Raw genomic sequence first — 24113 nt, forward strand, 5'->3', positions numbered from 1 at the left:
TTTAAAAGTTTTTTTTAGTTATTTAGTAATGCACAAATTTAGGTGTTTGTCAAATTAATTTAGATGCGTTTACCCTGTATAAACACCCTAAACATACAGGATATGCCCAAATCTTATTCAACAAAAAAACAGGGATTAATGCAAAGAAATTCACCCGCATTAATCCCCAATTATTCCAGATTAGATTAAGCCAGATTAAGCAGCAACTAAACCGCTGTGTCTCAACAAAGCTTTAGTGCTCGGTTCGCGTCCCCGGAAAGTTTTAAACACTTCCATCGGGTGCAAACTGCCGCCCAATCCTAACACTGTATCTCGGAAGCGCTTACCTGTAGAGGCGATCGCACTTTCATCTTCCAAACCCGCTTCCTCAAACGCCGCAAAAGCATCAGCGCTGAGCACTTCCGCCCATTTATAACTGTAATACCCCGCCGCATAGCCACCCGCAAAAATGTGTCCGAAAGCGCACAAAAATGCGTCTTCTTCCAGAGGAGGCAAAACAGTCGTAGTTTTAGCGATACGGTTGCGGACATCGGCCACAGTTTCGCTGCCGCCCGATCGATAGCGGTGGTGCAATTCGATATCAACGCTGCTAAAATGTACTTGCCTGAGCATGACGGTGCCACTCATGTAGTGGCGCGCTGCTAGCAGTTTTTGGTAGTAGTGTTCCGGCAAAGTTTCCCCGGTTTCGTAATGCTTTGCCATCCCGAACAAAGTCGCGCGATCGTAACACCAATTTTCCATAAATTGACTGGGCAATTCCACCGCATCCCACTCAACATTATTGATGCCAGAAGCCCCCGGATAGTCTACCGTTGTCAGCATATGCTGCAAACCGTGACCGAATTCGTGAAACAAAGTTTCGACTTCCAAGAAAGTCATTAAACTCGGTTTGCCGTCAACCGGAGGACTTTGGTTGCACACCAAATAAGCCACCGGCAACCGCGTGGTTGTTTTTCCCGCTTCGACAAATTTAGCGCGCACCACGCACTCGTCCATCCAAGCACCGCCGCGCTTTTCTTCGGGGCGGCTGTAGGGGTCTAAATAGAAATTGGCGATCGTATTTCCTGCTTCATCATCTATTTGGAAATAGCGCACATCTTTGTGCCACACAGGAGTTTGACCGTCCGCCGCAGTTACTGTCACGCCAAACAGCCGCTTTACTAATCCAAATAACCCCTCTAATACCTGTGGTAAAGCAAAATAAGGTCGCAATTCTTCGGCACTAAAAGCAAACTTTTCTTCTCGGCGCCGTTCCGACCAAAAACCAATATCCCAGTGCTTTAAATCCCCAGATTCCGCCGCGCCTTTTTCGGCAGCAAAAGCTTTCAATTCTTCTAAATCTTTGACAGCAGCATCATAACTAGCTAAGCGCAATTCTTCTAACAAAGCTTCCACTGCTGTCACGTCGGGAGCCATTTTGCTCGCCAAGCTCAATTCGGCATAACTGCTAAACCCCAGCAAAGCAGCTTTTTCCTGGCGCAAAGCTAAAATGCGATCGGTCAACGGCCAGTTATTCAATTCTCCGCTACTTGCTCTGCCGATAAAAGCTTTGTACAACTTTTCGCGCAAGTCGCCGCGGGTGCTGTGCTGCATGAAAGGGCCGTAACTCGGAAAGTCTAAAGTAATCCGCCAAGGGCCGTTTTCGGCATCCGCATTTTCTTCGCCGGCGCTGCGAGCGGCTTGAGCTGCTAAACTCAACAAACTCGGCGGCAAACCGTCAATTTCGTCTTTGTTTGTGAGGGTGATGCTGAATGCTTTGGTAGCGTCGAGGACGTGATTGGAAAATTGGGTAGTAATTTCGGCTAATTCTAATTGAATGGCATTAAAACGATCTTTTTGCTCGCCTTCTAAACCGACGCCGGAGAGTTGGGCGTCTCGGAGAGCGGCTTCGACAATTCGCTTTTGAGCTGACTCTAACCTGTCCCAATTTTCACTAGCCCGCAGTGCTTTAAAAGCTTCATAAAGCGGTTTGCTTTGACTGAGCTTGCTCCAAAATTTTACTACTTCCGGCTGCACTGTTTCGTGAGCCGATCGCAGTTCCGGGCTATTTTTCACACCCATCAAATGTCCGACAATGCTCCAGCTCCAATTTAAACGCTCTCCGAGTCGCTGCAATGGTTCTACTAAGCCGCTCCAAGTCGGCTCTACAGAGGCTTCTAAGGCAGCTAGCGAGGCTTCTAGTTCGGTCAGCAGTTGGGTGATGGCGGGGACTACGTGTTGTGGTTCGATCGCGTCAAATGGGGGCAATCCTTGACCGATTAGTAACGGGTTATCAGCAATAGTTACGGTTGCAGTCATGATTTTTCTTGTAACAGGTTGAAAACAGTTGACACTCTCCGGGCTAAAGCCACGAAGATTCTTAAGACCACAATTTGAGTCTTAAAGGCGCTGACAAATCGCCTCTACACGCTCAAAACAACTACTAATACCAGAAGTATTGCAATTGCGCTTACTTTTGTCTTTTTATACTTTCAGAGTCCATCACCAAGCCAGTTAGGTACGCTCAACAATTCACTATTGCTTGTTTAACCAGACTACGATCGAGTCGAGGCGAGCTAAATCAGGAGTTACACCTTTTGAGATTGTTTCAACACGTAGATGGTTGTTCTTACTTGCCTTTCTAAATGTTCTAACACAAAGCCGTCAAGCGAAGGACGGGGCTTCAGACTCATTTTGTTGGTGAACTAGACAGATTAGCTTTTAATCTTTTAACACAGTTGTCGAAAAAGTAGGACTCGATCGGGCGTGAGTCACAGAGTCGGAGAGTGTCCAGCGTGTCCGATGGGAAAAGTATTCCTTCTGACTGATGACTAATGACTGCTGACTAATGACTACTGACGGTTATCTGGTGTGTGCTGCAACTCCTTGACAACTGAGATTAAGCGTTTGAGGTGAGGTTTGACAACTTCTTGCTGCTCGTGTTCCAAACGGTGGATTTGAGCTTGGACAATCGACAAATCCGCACTCGATTGGTGTGCGGGAGCTAGCAGTTGGCTTTGCAAATTGGCCATGACTTTCTGGATTTCCAAAAATCGAGTATTTACTACTTCCCAGTCGTCTCGGCTGATAGAAGTTTCTGCCAAGCCTTGCGTGGCGATTTGCAGTTGCTCTATAGCCTGTTCCACAGCTTGGAGATTCGCCCGTTGGCCAACCGATAAATCTTGCACTTGTTCGCTCACCTGCTGGCGGACATCGAGCACAGCAGACGCCACGATTTCTTGCAAAGAAGCTACCGACTCTCCTAAACTTAGTAACTGCCGCTGAATATCGATCGACTCCTCAAAAGCCTCATGCCTAGGCAGTGCAGCCATTTGCTGGCGCAGCGCTGCAATATCTGCTGACAACTGCCTGCGTAATTTAACAATTACCGTCACCGCCGTTTTTTCGACTTTATTGACAGACTTTTGGACTTGGGCCATTTCCGAATTTTGATGCACCCGCACTTGCTGCTCGAACCGATACCGGTTAGCAACATTCAGCGACAAAGCCAAAGTTAGGGGAGCCACCCCGTAAAAAGCTTGACCCGACACTGCCACCGCCAGGGAACCCACACCAGAGGCCGCCAGAGAGGCGTACTCTGCCAGCTCCAGCCAGTGCCTTTGAGGAAAACTTGGTCTCAAGTGGTTTGCAACAGAGGGTTTTGGCTTCCGCACGGCTCTTTGGGTCATAGTATTTGCTCGTTGTGGGTAAGGTTGCGAGACTGGGTGGAGCATCGATTTCTATCCTTTTTTCAGTTATATGTTTTAGATTATTTCTTGGCACTCTTCTATTTTTACCTTTGTGAGTAAGTTAAGGATGACTGCCATATTATTATGTATTTGGGAGCCTGTGGCGATCGCGCCCAATTCCGGCTGTTAAAAGGTTCGCCCCAACGCGCCCTCTATTTTACAGGAGTTAGCGCCATCGGGTTTGGGCGATCGACTTTCGCGGCTGCTGTGCCCAACCAAACAATGCCTAAGACTATTTTAGATTTTAGATTTGAGATTAAAAATTAAAAAATGCGACTTACTCAGGGCGATCGTCGTTTGGAGCTTGTCGGGAGTTGCCTTTTTGTGCGCGCATTGGTATAATCTACTCTTTCTCAATTGCCCCTCTCAAATTTACTGCAAAAATTGACCAATGAGCTCAGAAAAACCCGGAATTGGCGATCGGCTAAAGTCTATTTTCAGTATCGCAATCTTTATCATTCTCGTAGTAGCAGTAGGCTTTTTAAGCGTTAATTTTATTTCAGCTATCTATGCTAAATTTTCTTAAACAGGACTTACGCACGGGGGCCCAGAAACCGGGTTTTTTGCGAGAATATTTTGTCGCAGCCACAGATTCGGGAAAAAACCCGGTTTCTGTAGTCGGATCAAGGTCGGACACGGCAATGCTCATTGGTGGCAACTTAAGCTGTTAGCCCATCAAGTCCGCCAGTTTACCCGCCAGTCCGCCAGGGAATGAATTCCCTGTCTAATAGCTAAAGTCCTCTTAAGAGGACTAATGAGTTAAGCTGTTCGGCATTTAAAGGAGGATAGTAGGGTGCGGAGCGTCAATAAGCGTTTCCCATGTATAGTCAGTGTTCGCTTCTGACGCACCTTACCTGGATCGTTAATGGTTTAAATGCGTAACAGCTTATTCAGTCCTCTTGAGAGGACTTTAGCTTTGAGGCAGGGGTTTCAACCCTTGCCGGACTATGCAATGAACCTGAAGTTGACACCAATCGGCACTGCCGTATCCTGACTTTAAATAACATTAATTATCCAATGTAATCAATATTTCTAATCATTTCAACTGTAAAGATTGTGGTCTGGGTCTAGCCAGACAATATAAAAAACATTTTCACTAAAAAAGCCATGCACCCTGCCGTATTCATTAGCAGATATTTGAAACTGGTAGGGAACATTTACTAGCGCAGCTTCATTGGGAATCCCGAAGCCATTAGGCTCAGTAGTATTTTTCCAAACTATGCTATGACAGCGCAGACTTTTACTTTGATTATTGATAATTTCTTGATCGTTCAATTGTGACAAATCGCGCAGCCTTCTCAATAGAGATGCTAGATATCTAGCATCTCTACCGCCAATTGAAAACTGATCTTTGTCATCCTGATAATACCTAAAGGAAAAACTAATTCCTTCCCGTATTTTTACATCTAGACGATTGATGCTAGATAAAGATTGCTGGCGGCGTATATCTGCTTTTTTAATTTTCTTCGATGACACGGGTTTTGTAAAATTCTCTCATTGATTCCTTGGGAATAATAACATGAGAAGGTTCATTTTTTGGCAAATCACCTCTAGCATTAATCCAAGGGTCTTCGCGTCGCACCATCAATTCTAACTCATAGGCATCGCAAAAGAAATACTCGTCGGATAACTCGTCTAAAAACTCTTGTACTTCTTTTGGAAAGTCGGGTTTTTCGACTTTTTTCAGAATTGGCTTCCAGTCAAATTGTTCTTTGTATTCATAAAATAAAGCCGGGATAGTCGGCCCGTGCACCCAAGCTTCAAAATCTTCATCAAAAAGCGGTGTATCCTCAAAGGCTAAATACCATGCTTGGGCGTAGTACAAGAGTTTTTGTAGCTTGTGGTTGCTGAGATAGGAGCCTACATCATTCGCGAACCAGATGTAGTAATCAGCGAGTTTTGAGGCTGTTGTGACTGTAGTTATTGTGGTCATATAACTCGACTCAATAAGTTTTGTATTCTATGATAGCACAGACTGTTAACAGTTAACTATTATAGGTTATAATATGTTTGTTTGCAGTTAACTTTTTTTTCAGGCAAGGTTAAAGTTGATTTTTGATGAAGGTAGGCAATTAGAGATTGTGCAAGCAATTGAGCGGGTGAGAGACGGAATTCTCTGGAAACCTGGAAAAGCAATGCCTCATTTACTCAAAAGGATTAATTTAGGTCATTTAGGGCCGGATGCGACCCTTGAAGAATATAATGGAGTTATCAGTTTAATTGTCAGGGATGCTGATGCTAAAGTTTATGTGTATGTCTACGGAGAAACGTTTTATCCGACCGTTACCAGCAGTGTAAATAACACAATATGGCTGGTAATGATGGGCTTGGATGGAGTTTTAGAAACGGCTTTTCCTCCAAAGGAACCGGAAAGCTACCTGGCTAATTCAATGTTTATTTATGTAGGTTTAGTGAAGGATTTGTTATGAATATTTTGGTAAAAAACTATTGTGTAATGGTTGAATTTCCTGATGTGAGTGGGGCTGAACATTTAGAAATGTTGCAACTTAGAGATGAGTTGGCAAAAGTTGAATCTCAACTGAGTGAGGAAGAGAAAGGTTTATTAGCAAATGCAGATCGACGGTTAGTTGAACAAGCAAGGGAGTTTTATGAGGAGTTGTCGAGATTTGTGGATTTAATGCAGAAGCGCAAATTTGAGGAGATTACACCTCAGCGTTGGTGGTGGTATTTGGATGTTTTGGCATTGTTGCCGAATTTGAGAAAACAAGAGTTGACAAGCGGTGTTGTTTGAAATGTTTATTCACTGTCGATGTTTGTTAAGTGCGATCGTCTAGTTTTGATATACTGCTTCAGTACAGGTGGCAAAGTGTAAAGACTTTCCTGTTTTTCGAGCAAGCAGCGCCGCGATAGAGATTGCAATGCGTTTAGCAAATCGGATGATGATATTTGTCCGTTTTGTAGCAATTTGGCGAAGTTGACTGGCTGGTTTTCTGTCGCCAACAAGGACAGGACTTGTTTTTCTAGTTCGGAAGTGCGATCGTACTGCTCGTGTAAAACATCTTTCAAATCTTCTGGTAACAATATGGTATCATCTATTAATACCTCAGTCGCACCAATTCCCAACTCTTGAATCAAAGTCGCCACGCTTTTTAACCATAACGGATTGCCTTGGTAGCGGTGAATAAGTGCTTCGCAGTTATCAATTTCTGCTAATCCTTTATCTCTGAGGATTTCTCCGGCGGCTGCGCTGTCTAAACCAGTGAGTTGTAAGCTGCGAATGGGAGTATTTTCGCTGGTGAGTTGAGGAACTTCTTTCGGCGGTTCCCAACCGACTAGCAGCAAGCAACTTTGATGGGATAATTTTTCTATTTGTTTGAATAGGGAGCGATATTCTTCGTATTTTGGTTGATATTTTCCTGCCAATTCGCCGCTACAGAAAAGGTTGTGAACGTCATCCAAGACTACTAAACAGCGATGGTTTTGTAAATATTTAATCAGCGGTAAGGGTTTCTGGTTTGTTGGGGATGAATCTTGTTTTTCTGACTGGGAAAAAAGCTGTGTTAGGTTAGATTGAAATTTATCGATGGTGGGAAATTCGTCTAGTGTGTACCAAGCTGCGTACTCAAACTCGTTTTTGATTTGTTGTACGAGTTGTACTGCTAGGGATGTTTTGCCGATTCCGCCGATGCCGGTGAGGGTTATGAGGCGGCAGTTTTGTTGTAGAATCCAGGTTGTGAGGGTTTGGAGTGAGGAAGTGCGATCGAAGAAATTACCCAACTCCGGCATTTCGCTTAAATCTTGATGTAGAGTTTTCGTGGGTTTTGAGTTAGCTGTTTCCTGATTTGGTGGGTGTGAGTTTCTTTGTTCTGGTGGGTGTCTAGCTTCTCCACAGGTGTTAAAACTACCAGTGATGTGTTGTTCGCTGACAAAGTTTGAAACATTAGAGAGTTTGAACCTCTGAATTGCCGATTGAAAATTCTTTTTATTAACATCTTCTCCCAACTCTTCTGAAAGTATTTGCCATAGTTCTGAACCTACTTTCCTCACACTACTTTCCGAACAGTCAAAGTCTTTGGCTATGTGCTTGTATGTCTCATGTTCTAGAGTGCCTTTGAGTACCGCTTCCTGTAGATCGTCAAGGTGTTGACCCGTTTTCTCGAAGATTATGCGATCGGCAAGCTTTAAGGCTTCTTTTAGGCTCATTGGTCAGAAAGATGTGGTTTTTTTGTATTATAGCTCACATTTAAGAACAGTTAAATACATTTTTCCACATTTTTCTACAAAACTAGATTAAAGAGATTGACAGGAGTGAAAAACAGATCACAAAATTGAACATTCTTGGGCTAGACAAATCTTTGATTTGTAAGGATGATGGAACAAGTATTAAATTAGTAAAAAAGTTGTTTATCGTCAAAAAATATTAATCATGTCAAAATTAAAGCTTTTGGGCAAGAGACTTACAAATCTTTCCCTTTATCAGAAAGCGCAACAAATTGGCTTTGAGTATATCCTCAACCCCGACACTGGCGAACTACATCGTGTTGGTATGGATAATTTTTGGGGTTCTCACAATCTCGCAGATGCAAACCTAAGCATTTTCATTGGTCTTAATGATATTGGGATTATACCAGTTGACGTTTTTCCTGATGGGAAAATACTTCCCGTTTACGATATTGATACTGGCGAAATGATTGGAAGCTATGCCCTCAATAAATGTAGTCACTGCTTTCCAAAATAAGCTTACTTCTTTAAAAGGCATGGGAACTTGTGCATAATCAAAAACTTCTGAGGACAGACGCATGACGTATAGGCTGTTTGAGATCCCATCTGAGAGCGGTAATCATGCAGATGTTGTCTGGGCCGATCCCAGTAGTGTCGATCGCAATGCCTATACCCATTTAGCCTATACAATCGAAACAACTGACAGCGAAAACAGCGTACTAGATGGGCGAGGTATCCGCTTCAAAAACTTACGCCACTGGAAAAAAATTAAAGAAGAATTCCCTGACGTATGGTTACGTTTCAAGGAAAACCATACATACTATGCAGGTGAAAGCGTCCTAGAAAAAAATGACCTAAAGCATCAGCATCATATTAAAACTGTTCTAAGATTGGGTGCATTAGAGCTCCTCGCAAATATCTATTCTGGGCGGATTACCGCTAGTGACAAAGATCCTTTTCCTCATCAATTAGCATTACAACAGTATGTTAAAAATCATGAGTCTCGCATTAAGCGAATTCTGATCGCCGACGAAGTAGGTTTAGGTAAAACAATTGAAGTAGGCTTAATATTAAGAGACAAGCTGATTGCACAAAAGGATGATTTGCGTTGTCTTTATCTAACTTCTGGTGGCTTAACCGAAGATGTTAGAGATAAACTACGTAGTGTGATTAAAGATTCTGTTGATGGAAGCATTATTAGTGTTGTAGATTCTTTTAGACAATATGGCGATAGCATTAGTCAAAAAGGTATTCGGATTGCTAGTATGCACGCTGCTAGACGATATCTTAATGATAAGAAAGAGCTACCTAAAGGAGTTAAACCAAATATCATCATCATTGATGAATGTCATCACTGTGCCAGCAATGCTAACCTCATCAATGGGGAGTCATATGTAGAATCGGCAATTGATACAACACAAGCTTATAAAACTGCATATCAAATGATCGCAGGTAAGTTCTGGAAAGACTCAGAACCGCCAGAGCTAGTTATCTTGATGAGTGCTACACCTTTTCGCTCTGCCAATCAATTTACAAATTTATTGCGATTACTGGTACACCAAACTGCTTTTGAAAATGCCTATGCTAACGATATTGGCAACAAAGAACTTCGAGCAGCAATATCAAAAGATGATTCACCCGTAGCAGTCATCTGGCGGCAACAGGATGAGATTCGTAATTGGTCTGACCAAAGATTATTTCCGAAATTAATGATAGTTCGTCCCCACCGCGAAGGTGAGCCAAGTCTCGAAAAAACTGATGAAGAGTATCTGTCAACGCTAGAAAAAATCAAAAGGACAGTACAGCGTATTTATCGAGATCATAGGGGTAGTTTTGGAGGGTTTGCTACAGCACATCTTGAAACACGTTTAACCAGTAGTTCCCTTGCAGGTGCTTGTTGGCTATTTCGTTGGTGTGTCCGCCATCATCCAAAATGGCAAAATGATCACAAGTATAAGACAGATAACTTCGCTGATACTCAAGATTTAAGGAAATTAATTCGCGAGATTTCCAAACACCTAGCGAAATTTGATACTGAGAGGGATACAGTTACAGGATACGCCAAAAAGGTTATATTTCCTTCTGACAGTAATTTTTCATTTGACTCTGCCCACTTGAAGGATGGCAATATACCTGCTATTCGTGACTTTCAGAAAAAACTACTGGAGAACGCAAAACAAAAAAATGATCGAGATGATGACGATGATACAGATTTAGAAGCAACGATAGAGGAAATATTAGAACTGACAAAATTAGCCTTAGACTTGTTGGCATCAGGTAGAAGTGTTGAAAATGCCAAGCTAAACTGGCTAAGAGCTATGCTAGAAGAACATCCCGATTCTCGTTTTCTCGTTTTTACTGAGGTCTTACAAACTACTGCCATTATTACCGCAACTTTTCCTAAACAAAGTCGGGCTCTTACTGGGGAGATGAGTGCTGATGATCGAAAGAATGTAGTTAAGGAATTTTACGATCGCAACCAAAAATACCGCATCCTTGTCGCAACTTCTGCGGCGGACGAAGGATTAGATTTTCAAGTAGCCAATAAAGTTGTGCATTGGGATCTAAGTCCCGATCCTGCTGTTTTAATGCAACGTAATGGGAGGGTTGCTCGATTAGGTCAAATTTCTGATGTCACTGCCTACTATCTCATTTTAGAGGGTACATTAGCCGAAAAAAGAGATACAGCCTTACTAAAGCGTCTCGAAAAAGCAGGAGTTACAGATCCGCGTATGCAATTGAAAATTTTGGGACAGCTTGATAATAAGCAAGAGGGCAAAATTGCAAGTGCTATTGAAGATGACAGTGGTGATGAAAAAACTGTAGACCAAATTCTAAAAGTAGCAAAGGAAAGCAGTGATGTCATGGAGACAGAGCTTCGTAAGTTAAATGAACAGCTAAAACCCATTGAGGTTCTCGATCGCGAGAAGCTACGTAAACGCCTCAGAACTTGGTATGATTTGGAAGTTACTCAATACGATCCTTACCAACATAAACTAGCTTTTGAAGCTAAGGAATGGCAACGTCCTGTTTTTGGGGAAGACAAAACAGAGATGGAGTCAGCAGTTTCTGAAGTTCTCGTAATCAAGCAGAAAAACAAAAAAAAAGATAGAAAATTTAACTTTGACCCAGAATTTGCTCTTTTTAGCCAAGAAAAAAATCCCAAGGGATTAGCAGGGTTGCTGCCTTGGTTTCTAAAAAAAAGTGAGGGAACAGAACAACATCAACCTCTTCGTGTTCCTGGAGACGATCCAATTGATCCAATTGGAAACTTAACTCAGTCTCTTGCTAGACAAAGACAAGCGGATTTTATGGCTGTTTCTGCACAAAAGCTCTGCGAACATTTTCCCAATCTTAAAGGCTGCTCTTACTTGCTGTTTGCCACCCATCCATTACGAGAATTGGAGAAAAAAAAATCATCAGACTCAGCTAAATATTTGACATACTACACTTTTACAACTGATTTTACTCAGCCAGTCAATCCCGATGGTGCTTCTGCTATTGAAGTACATGACATGATTACTTTCTTGGAGGAGCAAATTGTTCAAGGTGTAGTCTCTCTATCACCCGAAGAAATCGATCTGGCAAAATCAGCAGGGCGGGAGATATCTCAATGGGTTCAAGATTCTTTCAGCATGGGTGGTGAGGATTTCTTAGAGGAAGAGTCAAGTTATTTCGTGCCGATTCCTGTTGCTTTGGTAGCTATTGTTGATCCGATCGCAGAAGTTAAAGAAAATAACATCGCATAACATCGCCCTTTCTTGTTTCTGATGAGCGATCGCCTAAAATGAAAGAGCGATCGCCCCTAACACCAAATACCCAACACTGCGATGATTCTACCAAGATCGATCGCCCATCAAAACTCATAGCGATCACCGTTACAATCAAAGTATCAATCCTCGTGAGATGCCGCGATGACCATCAAAGAACTCCTCATCCAAGAAATCGATAGCACCCCTGACGAACTGCTTGCGGATCTTCTCAGTTTGGTACGATCGCTCAAATCCACTCCAAACCCCCAACTTAATACCTACGAACAACTGCTAGAGCGTATCGACTACCTCGAAGCTATCATCGGCATCCGCAAAGGGCTCGAAAGCTTCGATCGAGGTGAAGGAATCCCAGTCGATCGAGCAATGACAGCGCTACAGCAGCAGTTCAACATTCCTCAGAGTCTATGAGTTCCTAGAAGTCAGTCACATTGACATTTTTGATTTTCGCCATTTTGCCCTAAATAGTAAAATAGAGCAGTAAGCTAGGCAATTGCCAGCCTCCCTCTTCTGCTTGAGAGTAGAATAGATCTATGAAGTTTCAGTGGGACTCAAACAAAGCGATTAGTAATGCCAAAAAGCATGGTGTGTCTTTTGAAGAAGCTGTCACTGTCTTCGGAGATCCACTAGCTATTACAATTTCTGACCCTAACCACTCTGTAGGTGAGTTCCGTCTTTTAACGATCGGTCAGTCAAATTTACAGCGCCTTTTTGTTGTGTCCCATACAGAACGAGAAGGTGAAGTGCGTTTAATCAGCGCCCGTTTAGCCACCCGACAAGAGAGAAAAAGCTATGAGTCAGGAACCTGAAGTAACAATTAATGACGAGATGAGACCTGAATACGATTTTTCAGGTGGTGTCCGTGGCAAATACTATGAAGCCTATATGAAATCAAGTAATGTTGTGATTCTCGATCCAGACGTAGCAGAAATATTTCGAGACTCAGCTTCTGTCAATGAAGCGTTGCGATTGCTGGCAAAAATTGCCAAGTCTGTCACTGTCTAGGTAGCGCACACAGCACAACAAATCAGATCCGAAAGTTTCCAGGTTATCTGTGCTTGCATAGGTGGAAAGCAAGGGGTGGCCCGATCGCCCCTCACACCAAATACCAAACACTGCAATGATTGTACCGAGAGCGATCGCCCCTCCCACCAAATACCAAATCGATGTCTGCGGTGCAATCAAGGTAAAACTCATGATTAATCTTTCAAAAATTAACACGAGCAACTGACTGCTGACTAACTAATGCAAAAACTTGCTAACTTGATATTCGCGACTTTCGGCGATCGGCATTTGCAACTCACCCATTTTGGCATCCAGCTCATCTATGGTGCTTTGCGACACCGACTTCCACAACTCTCTAGTTTGCCAGCGAATCAGTATCACCACCTCATTTTGTACCGGATCTACCCAAGTTTCCTTGCCCAAAAAACCGGGTAAACTTCTCAATCCTGCCGTCCAAACTTCTTCATCTCGCTCAATAAATGCCTCCAACTTTTCGGGAGGTACTTGAAATTTTAGCCACTCGATTACCATATTATTTGCCTGTTATAAATCGCTCATTAATCGTTGCCGATCGCAATTTTAATTATCAACTCCGTTCCCTCTCCCGGACGCGAAACACAGTGCAACTTACCGCCGTGCTTTTCTACTACTAAATGCTGGGAGATTGCTAGACCCAAACCAGTGCTCGTGTCTGAACATTTAGTGGTAAACAAAGGATCAAAGATGCAGTCGAGGACTTCTTCAGTCATGCCAGGGCCGTTGTCACTAATGGCGATCGCAACTTCGTTTTCCCCTACCACGGAAGTCCGAATCCGAATTTCGGGATTGAATATTTCAGATTTCGACTTGGCTGAAGCTAAGTAAGACTGATTTTGAATTTTACCATACTTTTCGGCATTTCTCCCCCCTTCTTCCAAAGCGTCGATCGCATTTGTCAACAAGTGCATGAACACTTGGTTTAAGTGTCCCGCATAGCAGTGAACTCGTGGCAAATCTCCGTACTCTTTAACTAGAGAAATTCCTGGCCGTCCCCCTTTAGCTTGCAGGCGATTTTGCAAAATCAGCACAGTGCTATCCAAACCTTCGTGGATATCAGCCGGCTTCATTTGGGCTTCGTCGGTACGCGAGAACAAGCGGAGCGATCGCACGACATCGCGAATCCTTTCCGAACCGACTTTCATGGAATTTAGCAGTTTTGGCAAGTCTTTTTTGATGAAGTCTAAGTCTAATTCTTCTATCAAATCTTGAATTTCCCGCACGGGATGGGGATAATACTTTTGGTAAAGCTCGATCGTTCGCAGCAGTTCTTGAATGTAGCCAGTGGCGTGGCTGACATTGCCAGAAATAAAACTAACTGGATTGTTAATTTCGTGGGCTATTCCTGCTACCAACTGCCCCAGAGATGACATCTTTTCTGTTTGAATCAGTTGAGTTTGAGTTTGCTGCAAAATTAACAGCGTCTGCTCTAATTTTGCCGCTTGTTGTCGCAGGCGTTCTTCGGATTCTTGCAAAGCTAAAAGAGACTGTTTGCTTTCTGTAATATCCAATCCCACAAATACCGCCGCCGTATTGTTATGGTATTTTTGAGCTACTATTAGATAAGTTTTATTTTCTCCTCTGATGCTCGCTGTTACTTCTTGAGATGTCTTCTTTTTATGGTTTGCAAAGAAATCGTATACTAAATCGTTAAATTTGGGACTTGTCTCTAAAAAACCTACTTTTTGACCGAAAAATAGTTCGGCTGGCATTTTGTAAGCGCTAGCTAAATGTCGGTTTACTCCCAAATAACGCAAATCGGAACTTACCCAAGAAACTAATCCCGGCACCGCGTCCAAAACTGCTTGAAGTTGCTCTTTTGCCTCTACGAGCGCTGATTCTGCTGCGAGGCGAGCGGAAATGTCGCGGGCGATCGCGCAGCGGTATTCGCAGCCGCCGTATACTAAATAATTGACTTTAACTTCGACGGAAAAACTGGCGCCGTCTTTGGTTTTGTAACTGGTTTCAAAAGTGAGGTTGTTTTGCTGCTTGAGAAGAGCCCAGTGTTCTCGCCAATCCGATGCTGGCAACCGCGAATCGATGTCGCTAACCCTCATGTTTAGCAGTTCCGATTCCGAGTAGCCAAAAAGATGGCAAGCGGCTTTGTTCGCGTAGCAAATTTGACCGTCGGAGGTACTAAAAAAGATTGTATCAGCAGCATTTTCGAGGGCAATTTGAGTTAGTTGCGGTATTGTTTCTAACTGCTTACTTTTGACCTCGGACTGAAATTTATTATAGCAATTGGTTTGAGCGGAAGCCTCACCTATCTTAGATGCAAACAAAATCAAACCGCCGATCGCACCTTCGTTATTTTTCCAAGGTTGAAATACCCATCTTACCGGCTCGCTAACAGAGCCGCTTGCGATTTTTCCTGATACAGATGCGATCGATCGCCCTGCCACAAACTCGCTGTATTCCAAAACTCCCGTCAAACAAGCCTGGGCATTTTGCTCCCAATATTCCGGGAGATTCGGGAACAGTTCCCAATGAGATCGGCCGATCGCCTCGCCGTCGCCCAACCCGCAATCTGTTTCCCAGCGACGAGAAACCGACAGATAGCGCATTTCACAATCTACCATTGCCACGGCCTCGGCGGAGCGCTCCACAAACCGCCGAAATCTGTCTTTACTCTCCGACACGGTTGCCTCTGCGGGTTGTTGGGCGATCGGGAAAGTCCCGTCAACGTACCTTCCCAGTCCCTGACTTTTTTGCTGAACTGGCTTAGTTTGCACGGTTTGGGATTTCCTCCATAGCTGTCAAGTTTGAAAAATTCTGTTTGAGACCAAAAATGCTGTTTTTCCCTGATTTGCTCTCTCGGACGATACCCTTAGAGGGTATCACCCATCATTGATATCATTTTTGATGGGGATATGTCTATAGGCATTAGTGTCAACTTAAGAGCAAATCTAGTGCCCGACTGCTGTTTGACCATTAGGCATATATCACGCTGGCGCCGCCGGAATAGTCGGAGGGGACTGGAGTGCTCTGTTTTGTCCCCCGACTATGAGATCGTGTAGCCAGTGCGATCGCCAGATAGCTTGATAATCCAAGATAGCGCTCAAACAAATTTGTGCGTAAATTCACTGGTAAAATCCACTCTCCCTTTCCGTAACATTGCAGGATCTAATCTTTCCGTCGTGTTACAAGTCATCAAAACTACGAGTTTTTGCTGAAATTGAATGCCGTTTTCGTCGATAACGCTTTGATACAAAGTGCCATCCAGCAAACTCAAAATATGTTCAGTTTTGTTAGTGCGTTGTGCCTCTGCAGTCGATCGATCTTGAGCCAAATTATCAGCCTCATTGATAATAATACAAATCCGCTCCAAATAACTCGGTGGCACAAAATTTTCCACAGCATCGTGGTCTAAGATAAAAATCACATAACCCAGCGGCACTAAAATTTCCTTTGCTACCGCTTGCGTCCAAGCAGTTTTGCCCGTTCCCGGTTCGCCACTAACCAAAACAGCCAACTGATTTTGATCTAGAATTGCCTGCTGAACTGTATCGGTAAAACTTTGAACCTCCGCAGAAAACGTGCGAATTGGGAACTGGCTGTGAACCTGTCCGACGCGGCTTTTGTACCCGCCCAGAATCACCGCTAAATTATAAGTTGCCTTGCTAACGAGCGGCGCAATATCTTGGCAAATCAGAGTGTAGCAGCGTCTTCCCCTGTCGTAGCTGTCAATTTGTACCCAGCAGCCGAATCGGGCCCAAGAAGCATAAACAGTACCCAAAACTTCTAAGCGTTCCCAGCTAACAAATCGCTCCGGGGGATAAGAAAAATGTCGCTCCATAAAAGACTGGGTAATTGCATCCGGTTTCCCTAGCAAATCGAGAACTTTGAAAACAGTAATCTCTTGGAGTTTGTTGAGAACGTAGTCGATGGGAATGCTAGCGCGGCTGACCAATTGCACCACCGGCGTTTCGGTAACTAAAACGTCTTTGTAGCGGTAATCCGGGTAAACTGGCTGCGGAGTAATGTAATCCCAAAATTCATCCATTTCGTAGCGAGTATTTTCCGAAAATACATTTAAAATATTTGCCCACCAAGTATATTGGTGTCGTCCCATTGCGTCGGCAATGTCGCTAGCTGCCCCTAAAGTTTTTTGAGCTAGTTCTTGGGGGTCGCTAGACGCTAAATGTACCAGATATTCCCAATCAAATTGACGGTAAAAAGGTCGCCAACCAGAGCCTAGCAGACCTCTATTTTTAGAATTGTTTTGATAAAAATTGTTTTCGCGATCGCCCATATCTTCTGCACTCATTTTGCCAAAGTCCTACTTACTCTTATTTTACATTTTTTGTGGCACACATTCTACAAAAAGAAGGAAAATTATCAAGTTATTTTGAGATAAGCTGGCGGCACAAAATCTACTAACCACACTTTGTTTTCCGAGAAGTAAAATGTATGACCGTCGCGTTGCATGGCTGCGGCATCTACAGTAAAGACTGCCGGGATGCCATGTCTTGCACCTACTTGGCGCGCCGTCTGGATATTCACCGACAAATGAACATGATGCCGTGACATTTTCCTCATTCCTTGACTGAGAATAGACTCGACAGCAGTGCTACCTGTTCCGTGGTATAAAATAGCCGGGGGAACAGCGGGTTCTAACTGCAAGTCAACCTCTACGCTGTGCCCTTGGTTGGCACGAATTAGAGTGCCTGTGGAGTCAAATGAAAAGCGCTGCTTGTCGTTTTCCGCGACTACTTCCTTGAGTTCTGCAAGCTGAACAGGGAAGTTATTTTTTTGGCACGCAGCGAGGAGTTCGCTAACAGGAACCCAGCCGCCTGGAGCGAGTTGAATGCCGATGCGATCAGGAGCGTGTCGCAAATGTCTGCTCAGGTATTTGCTAATTTTTACTAAGCGAGAATCGCTCATGATTTTACTTTATTTATTGAGCTTTTAAATCACATTTTGCCAAATGTCACTAGCGGGTTATATTGTGGGGGTGGGGGCGGGTTTATTGAATCTGTTGGCACTGCCAGAGAGCGCTTGATTGAACCCGCCCCTACAGGTTTTTTGAAACTTATTCATATCGCAAAAAATGAAGGATTTTACGCGCGAATTATAGGGTAAAAGTGGCTTTTAACAACCTACAAAATTAGGTTAGGCGTCCGGGGATTAAAAAGTTTTCAGTGTGCGACTTTTACGAGCTTTATTTTTTGATAATTATCAAAAAAATCTGCATGTTGTCGAACGCTTTCTACCTTGGGATAACTCCGCCAAAAATAGCAAAATTTAGATAGCGCCAGTGACATCCTACGTCGGCAAAACCAGCTTCTGCAAGCCACTTTGTCTGCTCTTCCACAGAGGAGGGAATATCTTCTTCTAAATATTTTTGAAACCAGGCTGCATCGTCTTCTCCGTTAGCTTTCATGTACTGCCGCCACAACTGTTCGTATTGCTCAGTCAGCCGGGGAGTAGCACCTGTCACAATATCTCGAATTAGCAAGATTCCCCCTGGATTCATGGAGTGGAAAATTTTGTGAAATAGCTGTTGTTTACCTGCGCTGTCGAGGTGGTGGATTGCCAACCCAGAAACTACCACATCGTAACCGCTGCCGAAATCATCTTCGGCGAAATTTCCTTGCTGCAAGGTCAGCCGTTCTCCGAAAGCGGACAAGTTAGTTTGGCAAATTTTCAGCATATTTTGGGCGATGTCAAAGGCGAGGACTTTTGCTTGAGGCAATGCTTGCATACTCAGAGCCGACAGTATGCCAGTTCCCGCGCCTAAATCCAGAACTTTTATGTTACCATTCGTTTCAGAAGGGATTAACTGCAATATTACATCGTGTTGCTCGCGATAGCGCGGAATGAGGCGAGGAGTTAAGCGGTCATAATCAAAGGCTCTTTGTTCAAATTGCTCGCGTACAGCGTCTAAATTCACAGACGATTTTCCTCAAATTGTTAATAGTTGAGTGCGTCAAGCCAGTTTGGCGGTTCTCTTCTCTGAAGGCATATTACATTTGATAATACAAAAAATATACAGACCTGTCAAGATGTTGAAGAAAATAATTTAAAAGAAGTTATGGACGATCGCCAGACAGGGACTTTGTGCGCCCAAACCCGCCCGTGATTTGGGAACTGTCTAGCCCTGCACATATATCTCCTTCAGTGCAGATGAGGCAGAATGCCACAGACGCGAAAGCCTGCCGAAGACGAGACTTTGTGCCAGATACTAGGAGTAATTGTGAGCAAAAAGTTGACGGTTATGATACCCGTTTCAAACAAGAATGCAACTGTCGGTGTGTGATCCACACCATAAAATTATCAGTGATTCCCCTTAGTAAAATATAAAAGATACCAGATAAAAAGGAATGAGCCGGCAGCCGAAGATCGGCTAGATATGAAAAATCAGTCCTCAGATTGACAAACTTTAGCCAACTATCAACAAAAATTAAGGTGACTCCCGAGTGGATGTGGTGCCTGCCAATTTGTCAGGAAGATGAAGAGATACAAAATATTACACCCGCCGGTGCGGGAAAGAAAATTGTGATAATGAATCAGGATGCGAGTAGATTAGGTGTCAGCCGTCAGGGGAAAATAGAAGCAATGGAAATCCAACAACGGAGTAAGGATAAGCCCGATCGCCAGCAACAAAACGCGTCCGATCGGCTCGGTCAAATTTCTACGACAAAAGAACTAGATTGGTCGCTACAAGAATGTTTAGATTTTAAAAGAGCGATCGACCGATCGACACTGGCGCTGAGGACTGACGCGCGAGGAATTATCAACTATGTCAGCGAACGAGTTTGCTCCATCTCCAACTATTCGCAAGCCGAACTAATCGGCTGCCACTTCGGCATCCTCCATTCGGAATATAAATCTTCGGAAATAATCAAAAATCTGCTATCAACTGTTGCCAAAGGTGAAGTTTGGCAAGGAGACATTAAGAATAAAGCCAAGAATGAAAGTGATTATTGGGTGTACGCAGCAGTAGTTCCACTGTTGGACTGTAAGGGAAAACCCTGTCAGTATTTGGCGATCGGATTCGACATCACCGATCGCAAAGCCGTGGAAGCAGCCCAAGCCGAAGCCAACCGGGCAAAAGACGAATTTCTGGCGATCGCCTCCCACGAACTGCGATCGCCCCTGAGCGCGATTTTGGGATGGGCGCAGCTAGCTCGATCGCGCAATTTAAACGAAGCCACCACCACCCGCGCTTTGGAAATCATCGAGCGCAACGCCAAATTACAAAACAGGCAAATAGACAATCTCCTCGACCTCTCGCGGTTGCTGCGGGGGAAAGTGTGCCTGAACATCGGCCAAGTTCACCTCCCGTCTATCATAGAATCTGCGATCGACACCCTCCGTCCCACCGCCGATGCTAAAAACCTCCGCGTAGAAAAACATTTCGACCCCGCCGTCAGCTACGTTTTGGCGGATGCAGAACGCTTGCAGCAAGTAGTCTGGAACCTCCTGGCCAACGCCATCAAATTCACCCCAGAATCCACACCATACCCAGTTCAAGTGCGGATCGAGCCTACTGAGTCGGGCGTGTTGATTCGGGTCAGCGACAGCGGTTGCGGCATCGACCCCAAATTTCTGCCGCACATCTTTGACTACTTCCGCCCTGCAGACAACTTCCAGAACAAGGAACAAAATCGGCTTGGGCTCGGACTCTCAATTGTGCGACAGTTGGTGGAACTGCACGGGGGAAGTGTTTGGGCTTCGAGTCCCGGTCTCGGTGAGGGGGCGACCTTTGGGGTACTGCTACCGGGCGCCAACAAAAATGCACCCGACGATCGCACTGCTGCGATCGCCCAAAGGGAAAGCAGACCCGGATCGGTTTCCAAACCCCTAGCGGGAAAGCAAGTCCTGGTGGTGGAAAGTAGCGCCGAGATCCGGCAATTTCTCAAAACTGGCCTCGAAGCATTTGGAGCCAAGGTAACAGCGGTGGGTAGCGCCGCCGAAGCGATGGCGGAGTTGCAACAGTCGCGCCCCGACGTGTTGGTCAGCGATATGACGGTATCGGGAGCCGACGGCTGCGATTTAATCCGCCGCATCAGAGCCATGGAAATGTCCGAGCACAGGGAACTGCTGCCGGCCGTGGCGCTGACGGGAGGGATTGAGGAACAAGATTCGGCCGAAGCGCTGGAGGCGGGGTTTCAGAGGCATTTGTCGAAGCCGGTGGAAGCGAATCAGTTGGTGAGTGCGATCGCCCAATTGGCTGGACTGACTGGATTCGGCTCTGGAGAGTGGGGTTCGGGAAATATCCGGGCGGCCACACCCCAGGCCACGCTGCCGGAACCTAACAGTTTTGACGACAAAAATTATCTAGAACAATTAACAAGTGACAGCAGAGAATTACCGCTGTTGCTGGTAGTAGAAGACAACAATTTTCTGCTGGCTTACCTCCAAACTTTATTAACTCCGTACTATCGAGTCGCTGTGGCGAGGGACGGGGTTGAAGGTTTAGAAAAAGCCAAAAGTTTGCAGCCAAATTTGATTGTGAGCGACCAAATCATGCCCCGACAAAACGGACTGGATTTGCTCAAGGAGATTCGGAACACCCCAGAATTGAAATCTACTCCGGTAATCTTTTTGACAGCGCGATCGGGGATGGACGCTCGGATCGAAAGTTTGGATGCGGGTGCTGACGATTACATTTCAAAGCCTTTTGACGAGAGGGAATTGCTCGCAAGGGTGAGAAATTTGTTGCGATCGCACTCAGCCGAACAGCAGTTGGCGGAGCTCAACCGTCAGTTGCAGCAGCAGAAACAGCAGTTAGAAACAGTGAATCGAGCCTTGCAGTATTTGGCCAATTACGACAGTTTGACTGAGGTAAGAAACCGCCACTCTTTTAATGAATACCTCGATACGGAATGGCGGCGTTTGGCGAGGGAAGAAGCACCGCTGTCATTAATTATGTGCGACATTGATTATTTCAAACTTTTCAACGACACTTATGGGCACCAAGCGGGGGATGAATGTTTGCGGCAAGTGGCAGCGGTGATCCAGCATTCGGTAAAGCGAGCTGCAGATTTAGTAGCGCGTTACGGTGGAGAAGAATTTGTAGTGGTTTTGCCGAATACCGATATTGAAGGTGCCACTTCCGTAGCTGAAATGATCGCACAACAGGTGCGGGGTTTGCACATAGCTCACGATAAGTCTGCTGTCAGCGAATATGTGACGCTGAGTTTGGGTGTAGCTTGCTGCATTCCGGGGGCGAAGTCGCAGCCGGGGGAGCTAATTGCGATGGCCGATGAGTCACTTTATCGGGCGAAAGAAGCAGGGCGCGATCGGGTTTCGGTTGCCACATTTCAAGGATAATATAATAGTTAAATCAACTTGTATGGTGCGTCAGAAATCTATCGTTTCGATTTAAATATCTTTTTTTGGATCAGACACACCATACCAATGTGCTGGCAAACTTTGGTGAATTCAAATTGCTATAAATATAGTTAAAGGAGGTCGTGCCATGACAGCAACCACCGCTTGCACGCCGAAGGAAAACCAGCGGTACAATTTGCCGACGGTGTTTCGATTTACGCCTATCACGGCGTGATTTTACCCGAATGGTAAGGTAGCCTGCACCCGCACCAGTCGCAGTCTAAGGAATGAGAATTAAATAACTTCCACAATAACAATTAAAATTGTAAGTTATTTAATTCGCGATCCTAAGTGGGTGTTGAAGGAACAGAATGCAGAAATTCGGCGCGGGTTAATTCAGGGAATTACTTACGATCGCATAATTCAAGAATTCGCGGTGACAGAATTAGATAGTTGGCAGGAATACACTTTATTAAGCATCGAGTTTGACGATGATTTTGATCGGGTGAATAATGCAAATCCTGTTTATTTGTTAAAAATGACTTGTCCGAGTACGGGATTCATTCACGCTTTGCGAGTGCCGCCTGATGTGCGATCCTCTTCGAGGGCTTCGCTAACGGCTAAAGAGGCAATTCGCTGGGTAAATTGGGGAATCGATCCAGAGGAGTTTTCCGTGCAAACCTCAGTGATACCAATTGTTAAAAGTCACAGAACCCCGCGCCACAGTTAGGATCAGCCGTTTCCCTACCCGATCATCTATACTTTACTCCACTGAAAACCGCTATATTGACAACAGCCTTAACCCATGAAACACCGATAAACGTTCCCGCAGTGTGCCACTTCCAAGGGTGGAATGTACCAACCACCGATCGCCCACAAACGGTTAATAACATCAAGAAGAAGCCCACCCTCGGATCGAAGGTGGGCTCTGTTCATGCCAGCTTACCGACAGCTAGGCAATCGGGTCTCTTCGCTGGTAGACGTAAAATATCGGAAAAAGATCCGAACGTCCGAAAAAACTTCTCGCCCACCATTAAGCTTCAGTTTACCCAACCGGATCGGGAAAATTGCGCCCGCAGCGCTGTTCCCCTGAAATCGGGGAACACTGGGGCTTCAACTTTTCAATAGACTTTTGCAAAAAAAGTAAGTCAAGGGCCTGCAGGATGCCTAAAACCACCTTCCCACAAGAATTAAAATTGTTCGAGAAGTCTCATAATTCTCCTCTTTAACTTTGATTTCCCAACCGATTAGGCATCGTGATGGGAGCATCTCAATGAAAGCAGCCCAGCTAGAAATTGGAGTTAGGAGCCAGGAGGCAGGAGGAAAGAGTCAGAAGGAAGCAGCCAGAAGAAGTGTTTTTACAAATATAGCAATCCTAAATGATTATACTCGTTACCAGGAAGAGCCTGGTAACGCATATCCGGAGGCTCTGCGTCCATAGTCTGGGCCGAGGCAGAGCCTTGCTTACATCGGTTCCCAGGCAGAGCTTGGAAGTTAACCAGTTATTGAAACTGATGCGAGGATTGCTATATGAGATGCTCCCGATAGTCACCACCTTACCCACCATAAAAATTAATTTATGAATTTCACAAAAGGTGCTGTAATAAGACTAACAATTCTCTTGATTTTTCTCGGAATAGGTGGTGCTTATTTATGGCATCTCATGTCAAATACGGCTTCTTTAGAACAAGCTGAAGCACAATCTAAATTATTAGATAAAATCAATGTAAATGGAAATTACATTGAAGCATTGCTCTGGTTTTGCTTTGCTATTGGTTTCGCTCTTAATGCCAATAAGACATCAGGAATAACCAGAATTAATCGCCTGATTACTACCCTAATTTTTTTCTTGTTTGGTGGCTCAGATATTGTCGAAGTACAAACGGGCGCGTGGTGGAATCCTTGCTGGTTATTTGTTTGGAAAGTTTCTTGCGTTTTATTTATGGTGAGCTTATTTTGGGTTTATTTACGCGATCGCGCCCTTTCAAGTAAACCATAAATAACTGCTTCCCAGGAAGAGCTAGGGAACCGATTTCGGGTGCATCTCACTTTGGCAAATACATCAAATTGAAAGTTGACCGTTGAGATAAGCACAGCGAAGAGAAAGGATAGA

Annotated in this window: 21 protein-coding genes and 1 pseudogene; 12 read left to right on the forward strand and 10 right to left on the reverse strand. The window is 44.6% G+C overall.

Features of this window, described 5'->3' with window-relative positions; translation table 11 throughout:
- Positions 1-195: 195 nt before the first annotated feature.
- Together QUB26_RS26630 and QUB26_RS26635 are read right to left on the reverse strand one after the other, a co-directional pair.
- Positions 196-2298, reverse strand: coding sequence for a M3 family metallopeptidase (locus tag QUB26_RS26630; RefSeq protein ID WP_333320375.1), 2103 nt, complete (start codon positions 2296-2298; stop codon positions 196-198).
- A 533-nt stretch (positions 2299-2831) separates the two neighbouring features.
- A complete protein-coding gene (locus tag QUB26_RS26635; protein WP_333320377.1) occupies positions 2832-3668 on the reverse strand; it encodes a hypothetical protein in 837 nt (278 codons plus the stop codon).
- Between the two features lie 144 nt (positions 3669-3812).
- On the opposite strand from QUB26_RS26635, the gene QUB26_RS26640 reads away from it, so the two are divergent.
- Positions 3813-3995: a hypothetical protein gene (locus QUB26_RS26640; RefSeq protein ID WP_333237888.1), complete on the forward strand. Its 183-nt coding sequence runs from the start codon at positions 3813-3815 to the stop codon at positions 3993-3995.
- 124 nt (positions 3996-4119) lie between these two features.
- The gene (locus tag QUB26_RS26645; RefSeq protein WP_333320379.1) at positions 4120-4254 is read left to right on the forward strand and encodes a hypothetical protein; all 135 of its coding nucleotides are present in this window, start codon (positions 4120-4122) and stop codon (positions 4252-4254) included.
- Positions 4255-4769: 515 nt separating this feature from the next.
- Here QUB26_RS26645 and QUB26_RS26650 read toward each other — a convergent pair.
- Together QUB26_RS26650 and QUB26_RS26655 are read right to left on the reverse strand one after the other, a co-directional pair.
- On the reverse strand, positions 4770-5204 hold the full coding sequence (locus QUB26_RS26650) for a hypothetical protein (protein WP_333320381.1): 435 nt from the start codon (positions 5202-5204) through the stop codon (positions 4770-4772).
- Entirely contained in the window at positions 5185-5661 is a 477-nt protein-coding gene (locus tag QUB26_RS26655) for a type II toxin-antitoxin system antitoxin SocA domain-containing protein (protein ID WP_333320383.1), read from the reverse strand. Before QUB26_RS26655 ends, QUB26_RS26650 begins: the two co-directional genes overlap by 20 nt.
- Before the next feature lie 115 nt (positions 5662-5776).
- Here QUB26_RS26655 and QUB26_RS26660 point away from each other — a divergent pair, with 115 nt between their 5' ends.
- Positions 5777-6157 carry a hypothetical protein gene (locus tag QUB26_RS26660; protein WP_333237898.1) on the forward strand — a complete coding sequence of 127 codons (381 nt, stop codon included), beginning with the start codon at positions 5777-5779 and terminating at the stop codon, positions 6155-6157.
- Positions 6154-6480: a hypothetical protein gene (locus QUB26_RS26665; protein WP_333237900.1), complete on the forward strand. Its 327-nt coding sequence runs from the start codon at positions 6154-6156 to the stop codon at positions 6478-6480. The genes QUB26_RS26660 and QUB26_RS26665 overlap by 4 nt, the downstream gene beginning before the upstream one ends.
- Before the next feature lie 5 nt (positions 6481-6485).
- Here the strand turns inward: QUB26_RS26665 and QUB26_RS26670 are convergent, their stop codons facing one another.
- Positions 6486-7892 carry an NB-ARC domain-containing protein gene (locus QUB26_RS26670; RefSeq protein ID WP_333320385.1) on the reverse strand — a complete coding sequence of 469 codons (1407 nt, stop codon included), beginning with the start codon at positions 7890-7892 and terminating at the stop codon, positions 6486-6488.
- A gap of 223 nt (positions 7893-8115) precedes the next feature.
- On the opposite strand from QUB26_RS26670, the gene QUB26_RS26675 reads away from it, so the two are divergent.
- From QUB26_RS26675 to QUB26_RS26695, 5 genes are all read left to right on the forward strand, one after another.
- A complete protein-coding gene (locus QUB26_RS26675) occupies positions 8116-8427 on the forward strand; it encodes a hypothetical protein (RefSeq protein ID WP_333320387.1) in 312 nt (103 codons plus the stop codon).
- A gap of 61 nt (positions 8428-8488) precedes the next feature.
- Positions 8489-11659, forward strand: coding sequence for a helicase-related protein (locus QUB26_RS26680; protein ID WP_333320389.1), 3171 nt, complete (start codon positions 8489-8491; stop codon positions 11657-11659).
- A 165-nt stretch (positions 11660-11824) separates the two neighbouring features.
- Positions 11825-12091, forward strand: a complete 267-nt coding sequence (locus QUB26_RS26685; protein WP_333320391.1) for a hypothetical protein — start codon at positions 11825-11827, stop codon at positions 12089-12091.
- Positions 12092-12213: 122 nt separating this feature from the next.
- Complete coding sequence (locus tag QUB26_RS26690) at positions 12214-12489, forward strand: BrnT family toxin (protein ID WP_194011534.1); 276 nt, start codon at positions 12214-12216, stop codon at positions 12487-12489.
- Positions 12473-12685, forward strand: coding sequence for a hypothetical protein (locus QUB26_RS26695; protein ID WP_106147613.1), 213 nt, complete (start codon positions 12473-12475; stop codon positions 12683-12685). Before QUB26_RS26690 ends, QUB26_RS26695 begins: the two co-directional genes overlap by 17 nt.
- A gap of 237 nt (positions 12686-12922) precedes the next feature.
- Here the strand turns inward: QUB26_RS26695 and QUB26_RS26700 are convergent, their stop codons facing one another.
- The 5 genes from QUB26_RS26700 to QUB26_RS26720 all read right to left on the reverse strand — a co-directional run bounded on the left by QUB26_RS26700 (position 12923) and on the right by QUB26_RS26720 (position 18614).
- Complete coding sequence (locus QUB26_RS26700; protein WP_333250376.1) at positions 12923-13216, reverse strand: TIGR03792 family protein; 294 nt, start codon at positions 13214-13216, stop codon at positions 12923-12925.
- A gap of 26 nt (positions 13217-13242) precedes the next feature.
- Positions 13243-15453, reverse strand: a complete 2211-nt coding sequence (locus QUB26_RS26705) for a PAS domain S-box protein (protein ID WP_333320393.1) — start codon at positions 15451-15453, stop codon at positions 13243-13245.
- A 326-nt stretch (positions 15454-15779) separates the two neighbouring features.
- Positions 15780-16988, reverse strand: coding sequence for an AAA family ATPase (locus tag QUB26_RS26710; RefSeq protein ID WP_333237919.1), 1209 nt, complete (start codon positions 16986-16988; stop codon positions 15780-15782).
- A gap of 71 nt (positions 16989-17059) precedes the next feature.
- Positions 17060-17605 carry an RNA 2'-phosphotransferase gene (locus tag QUB26_RS26715; RefSeq protein WP_333237921.1) on the reverse strand — a complete coding sequence of 182 codons (546 nt, stop codon included), beginning with the start codon at positions 17603-17605 and terminating at the stop codon, positions 17060-17062.
- A gap of 325 nt (positions 17606-17930) precedes the next feature.
- The gene (locus tag QUB26_RS26720) at positions 17931-18614 is read right to left on the reverse strand and encodes a methyltransferase domain-containing protein (protein ID WP_333237923.1); all 684 of its coding nucleotides are present in this window, start codon (positions 18612-18614) and stop codon (positions 17931-17933) included.
- A 515-nt stretch (positions 18615-19129) separates the two neighbouring features.
- Between QUB26_RS26720 and QUB26_RS26725 the strand changes: the two genes are divergently transcribed.
- From QUB26_RS26725 to QUB26_RS26735, 3 genes and pseudogenes are all read left to right on the forward strand, one after another.
- Positions 19130-22000 carry a diguanylate cyclase gene (locus QUB26_RS26725; protein ID WP_333237925.1) on the forward strand — a complete coding sequence of 957 codons (2871 nt, stop codon included), beginning with the start codon at positions 19130-19132 and terminating at the stop codon, positions 21998-22000.
- Positions 22001-22150: 150 nt separating this feature from the next.
- Positions 22151-22730: pseudogene (locus QUB26_RS26730) on the forward strand (hypothetical protein); the annotation flags it as partial.
- 849 nt (positions 22731-23579) lie between these two features.
- Positions 23580-23999 carry a hypothetical protein gene (locus QUB26_RS26735; RefSeq protein WP_333208127.1) on the forward strand — a complete coding sequence of 140 codons (420 nt, stop codon included), beginning with the start codon at positions 23580-23582 and terminating at the stop codon, positions 23997-23999.
- The last annotated feature ends 114 nt before the right edge of the window (positions 24000-24113 follow it).

This window comes from Microcoleus sp. B4-C1, from assembly GCF_036705285.1.
Taxonomy (GTDB): domain Bacteria; phylum Cyanobacteriota; class Cyanobacteriia; order Cyanobacteriales; family Microcoleaceae; genus Microcoleus.

What these genes read in the sequence shown, in the direction of transcription:
- QUB26_RS26645 (WP_333320379.1), top strand. Translation starts at nt 4,120, where the DNA reads ATGAGCTCAGAAAAACCCGGAATTGGCGATCGGCTAAAGTCTATTTTC.
- QUB26_RS26710 (WP_333237919.1), bottom strand. Translation starts at nt 16,988, where the DNA reads ATGAGTGCAGAAGATATGGGCGATCGCGAAAACAATTTTTATCAAAAC.
- QUB26_RS26655 (WP_333320383.1), bottom strand. Translation starts at nt 5,661, where the DNA reads ATGACCACAATAACTACAGTCACAACAGCCTCAAAACTCGCTGATTAC.
- QUB26_RS26675 (WP_333320387.1), top strand. Translation starts at nt 8,116, where the DNA reads ATGTCAAAATTAAAGCTTTTGGGCAAGAGACTTACAAATCTTTCCCTT.
- QUB26_RS26685 (WP_333320391.1), top strand. Translation starts at nt 11,825, where the DNA reads ATGACCATCAAAGAACTCCTCATCCAAGAAATCGATAGCACCCCTGAC.
- QUB26_RS26700 (WP_333250376.1), bottom strand. Translation starts at nt 13,216, where the DNA reads ATGGTAATCGAGTGGCTAAAATTTCAAGTACCTCCCGAAAAGTTGGAG.
- QUB26_RS26630 (WP_333320375.1), bottom strand. Translation starts at nt 2,298, where the DNA reads ATGACTGCAACCGTAACTATTGCTGATAACCCGTTACTAATCGGTCAA.
- QUB26_RS26640 (WP_333237888.1), top strand. Translation starts at nt 3,813, where the DNA reads ATGTATTTGGGAGCCTGTGGCGATCGCGCCCAATTCCGGCTGTTAAAA.
- QUB26_RS26680 (WP_333320389.1), top strand. Translation starts at nt 8,489, where the DNA reads ATGACGTATAGGCTGTTTGAGATCCCATCTGAGAGCGGTAATCATGCA.
- QUB26_RS26665 (WP_333237900.1), top strand. Translation starts at nt 6,154, where the DNA reads ATGAATATTTTGGTAAAAAACTATTGTGTAATGGTTGAATTTCCTGAT.
- QUB26_RS26715 (WP_333237921.1), bottom strand. Translation starts at nt 17,605, where the DNA reads ATGAGCGATTCTCGCTTAGTAAAAATTAGCAAATACCTGAGCAGACAT.
- QUB26_RS26635 (WP_333320377.1), bottom strand. Translation starts at nt 3,668, where the DNA reads ATGACCCAAAGAGCCGTGCGGAAGCCAAAACCCTCTGTTGCAAACCAC.
- QUB26_RS26690 (WP_194011534.1), top strand. Translation starts at nt 12,214, where the DNA reads ATGAAGTTTCAGTGGGACTCAAACAAAGCGATTAGTAATGCCAAAAAG.
- QUB26_RS26735 (WP_333208127.1), top strand. Translation starts at nt 23,580, where the DNA reads ATGAATTTCACAAAAGGTGCTGTAATAAGACTAACAATTCTCTTGATT.
- QUB26_RS26695 (WP_106147613.1), top strand. Translation starts at nt 12,473, where the DNA reads ATGAGTCAGGAACCTGAAGTAACAATTAATGACGAGATGAGACCTGAA.
- QUB26_RS26670 (WP_333320385.1), bottom strand. Translation starts at nt 7,892, where the DNA reads ATGAGCCTAAAAGAAGCCTTAAAGCTTGCCGATCGCATAATCTTCGAG.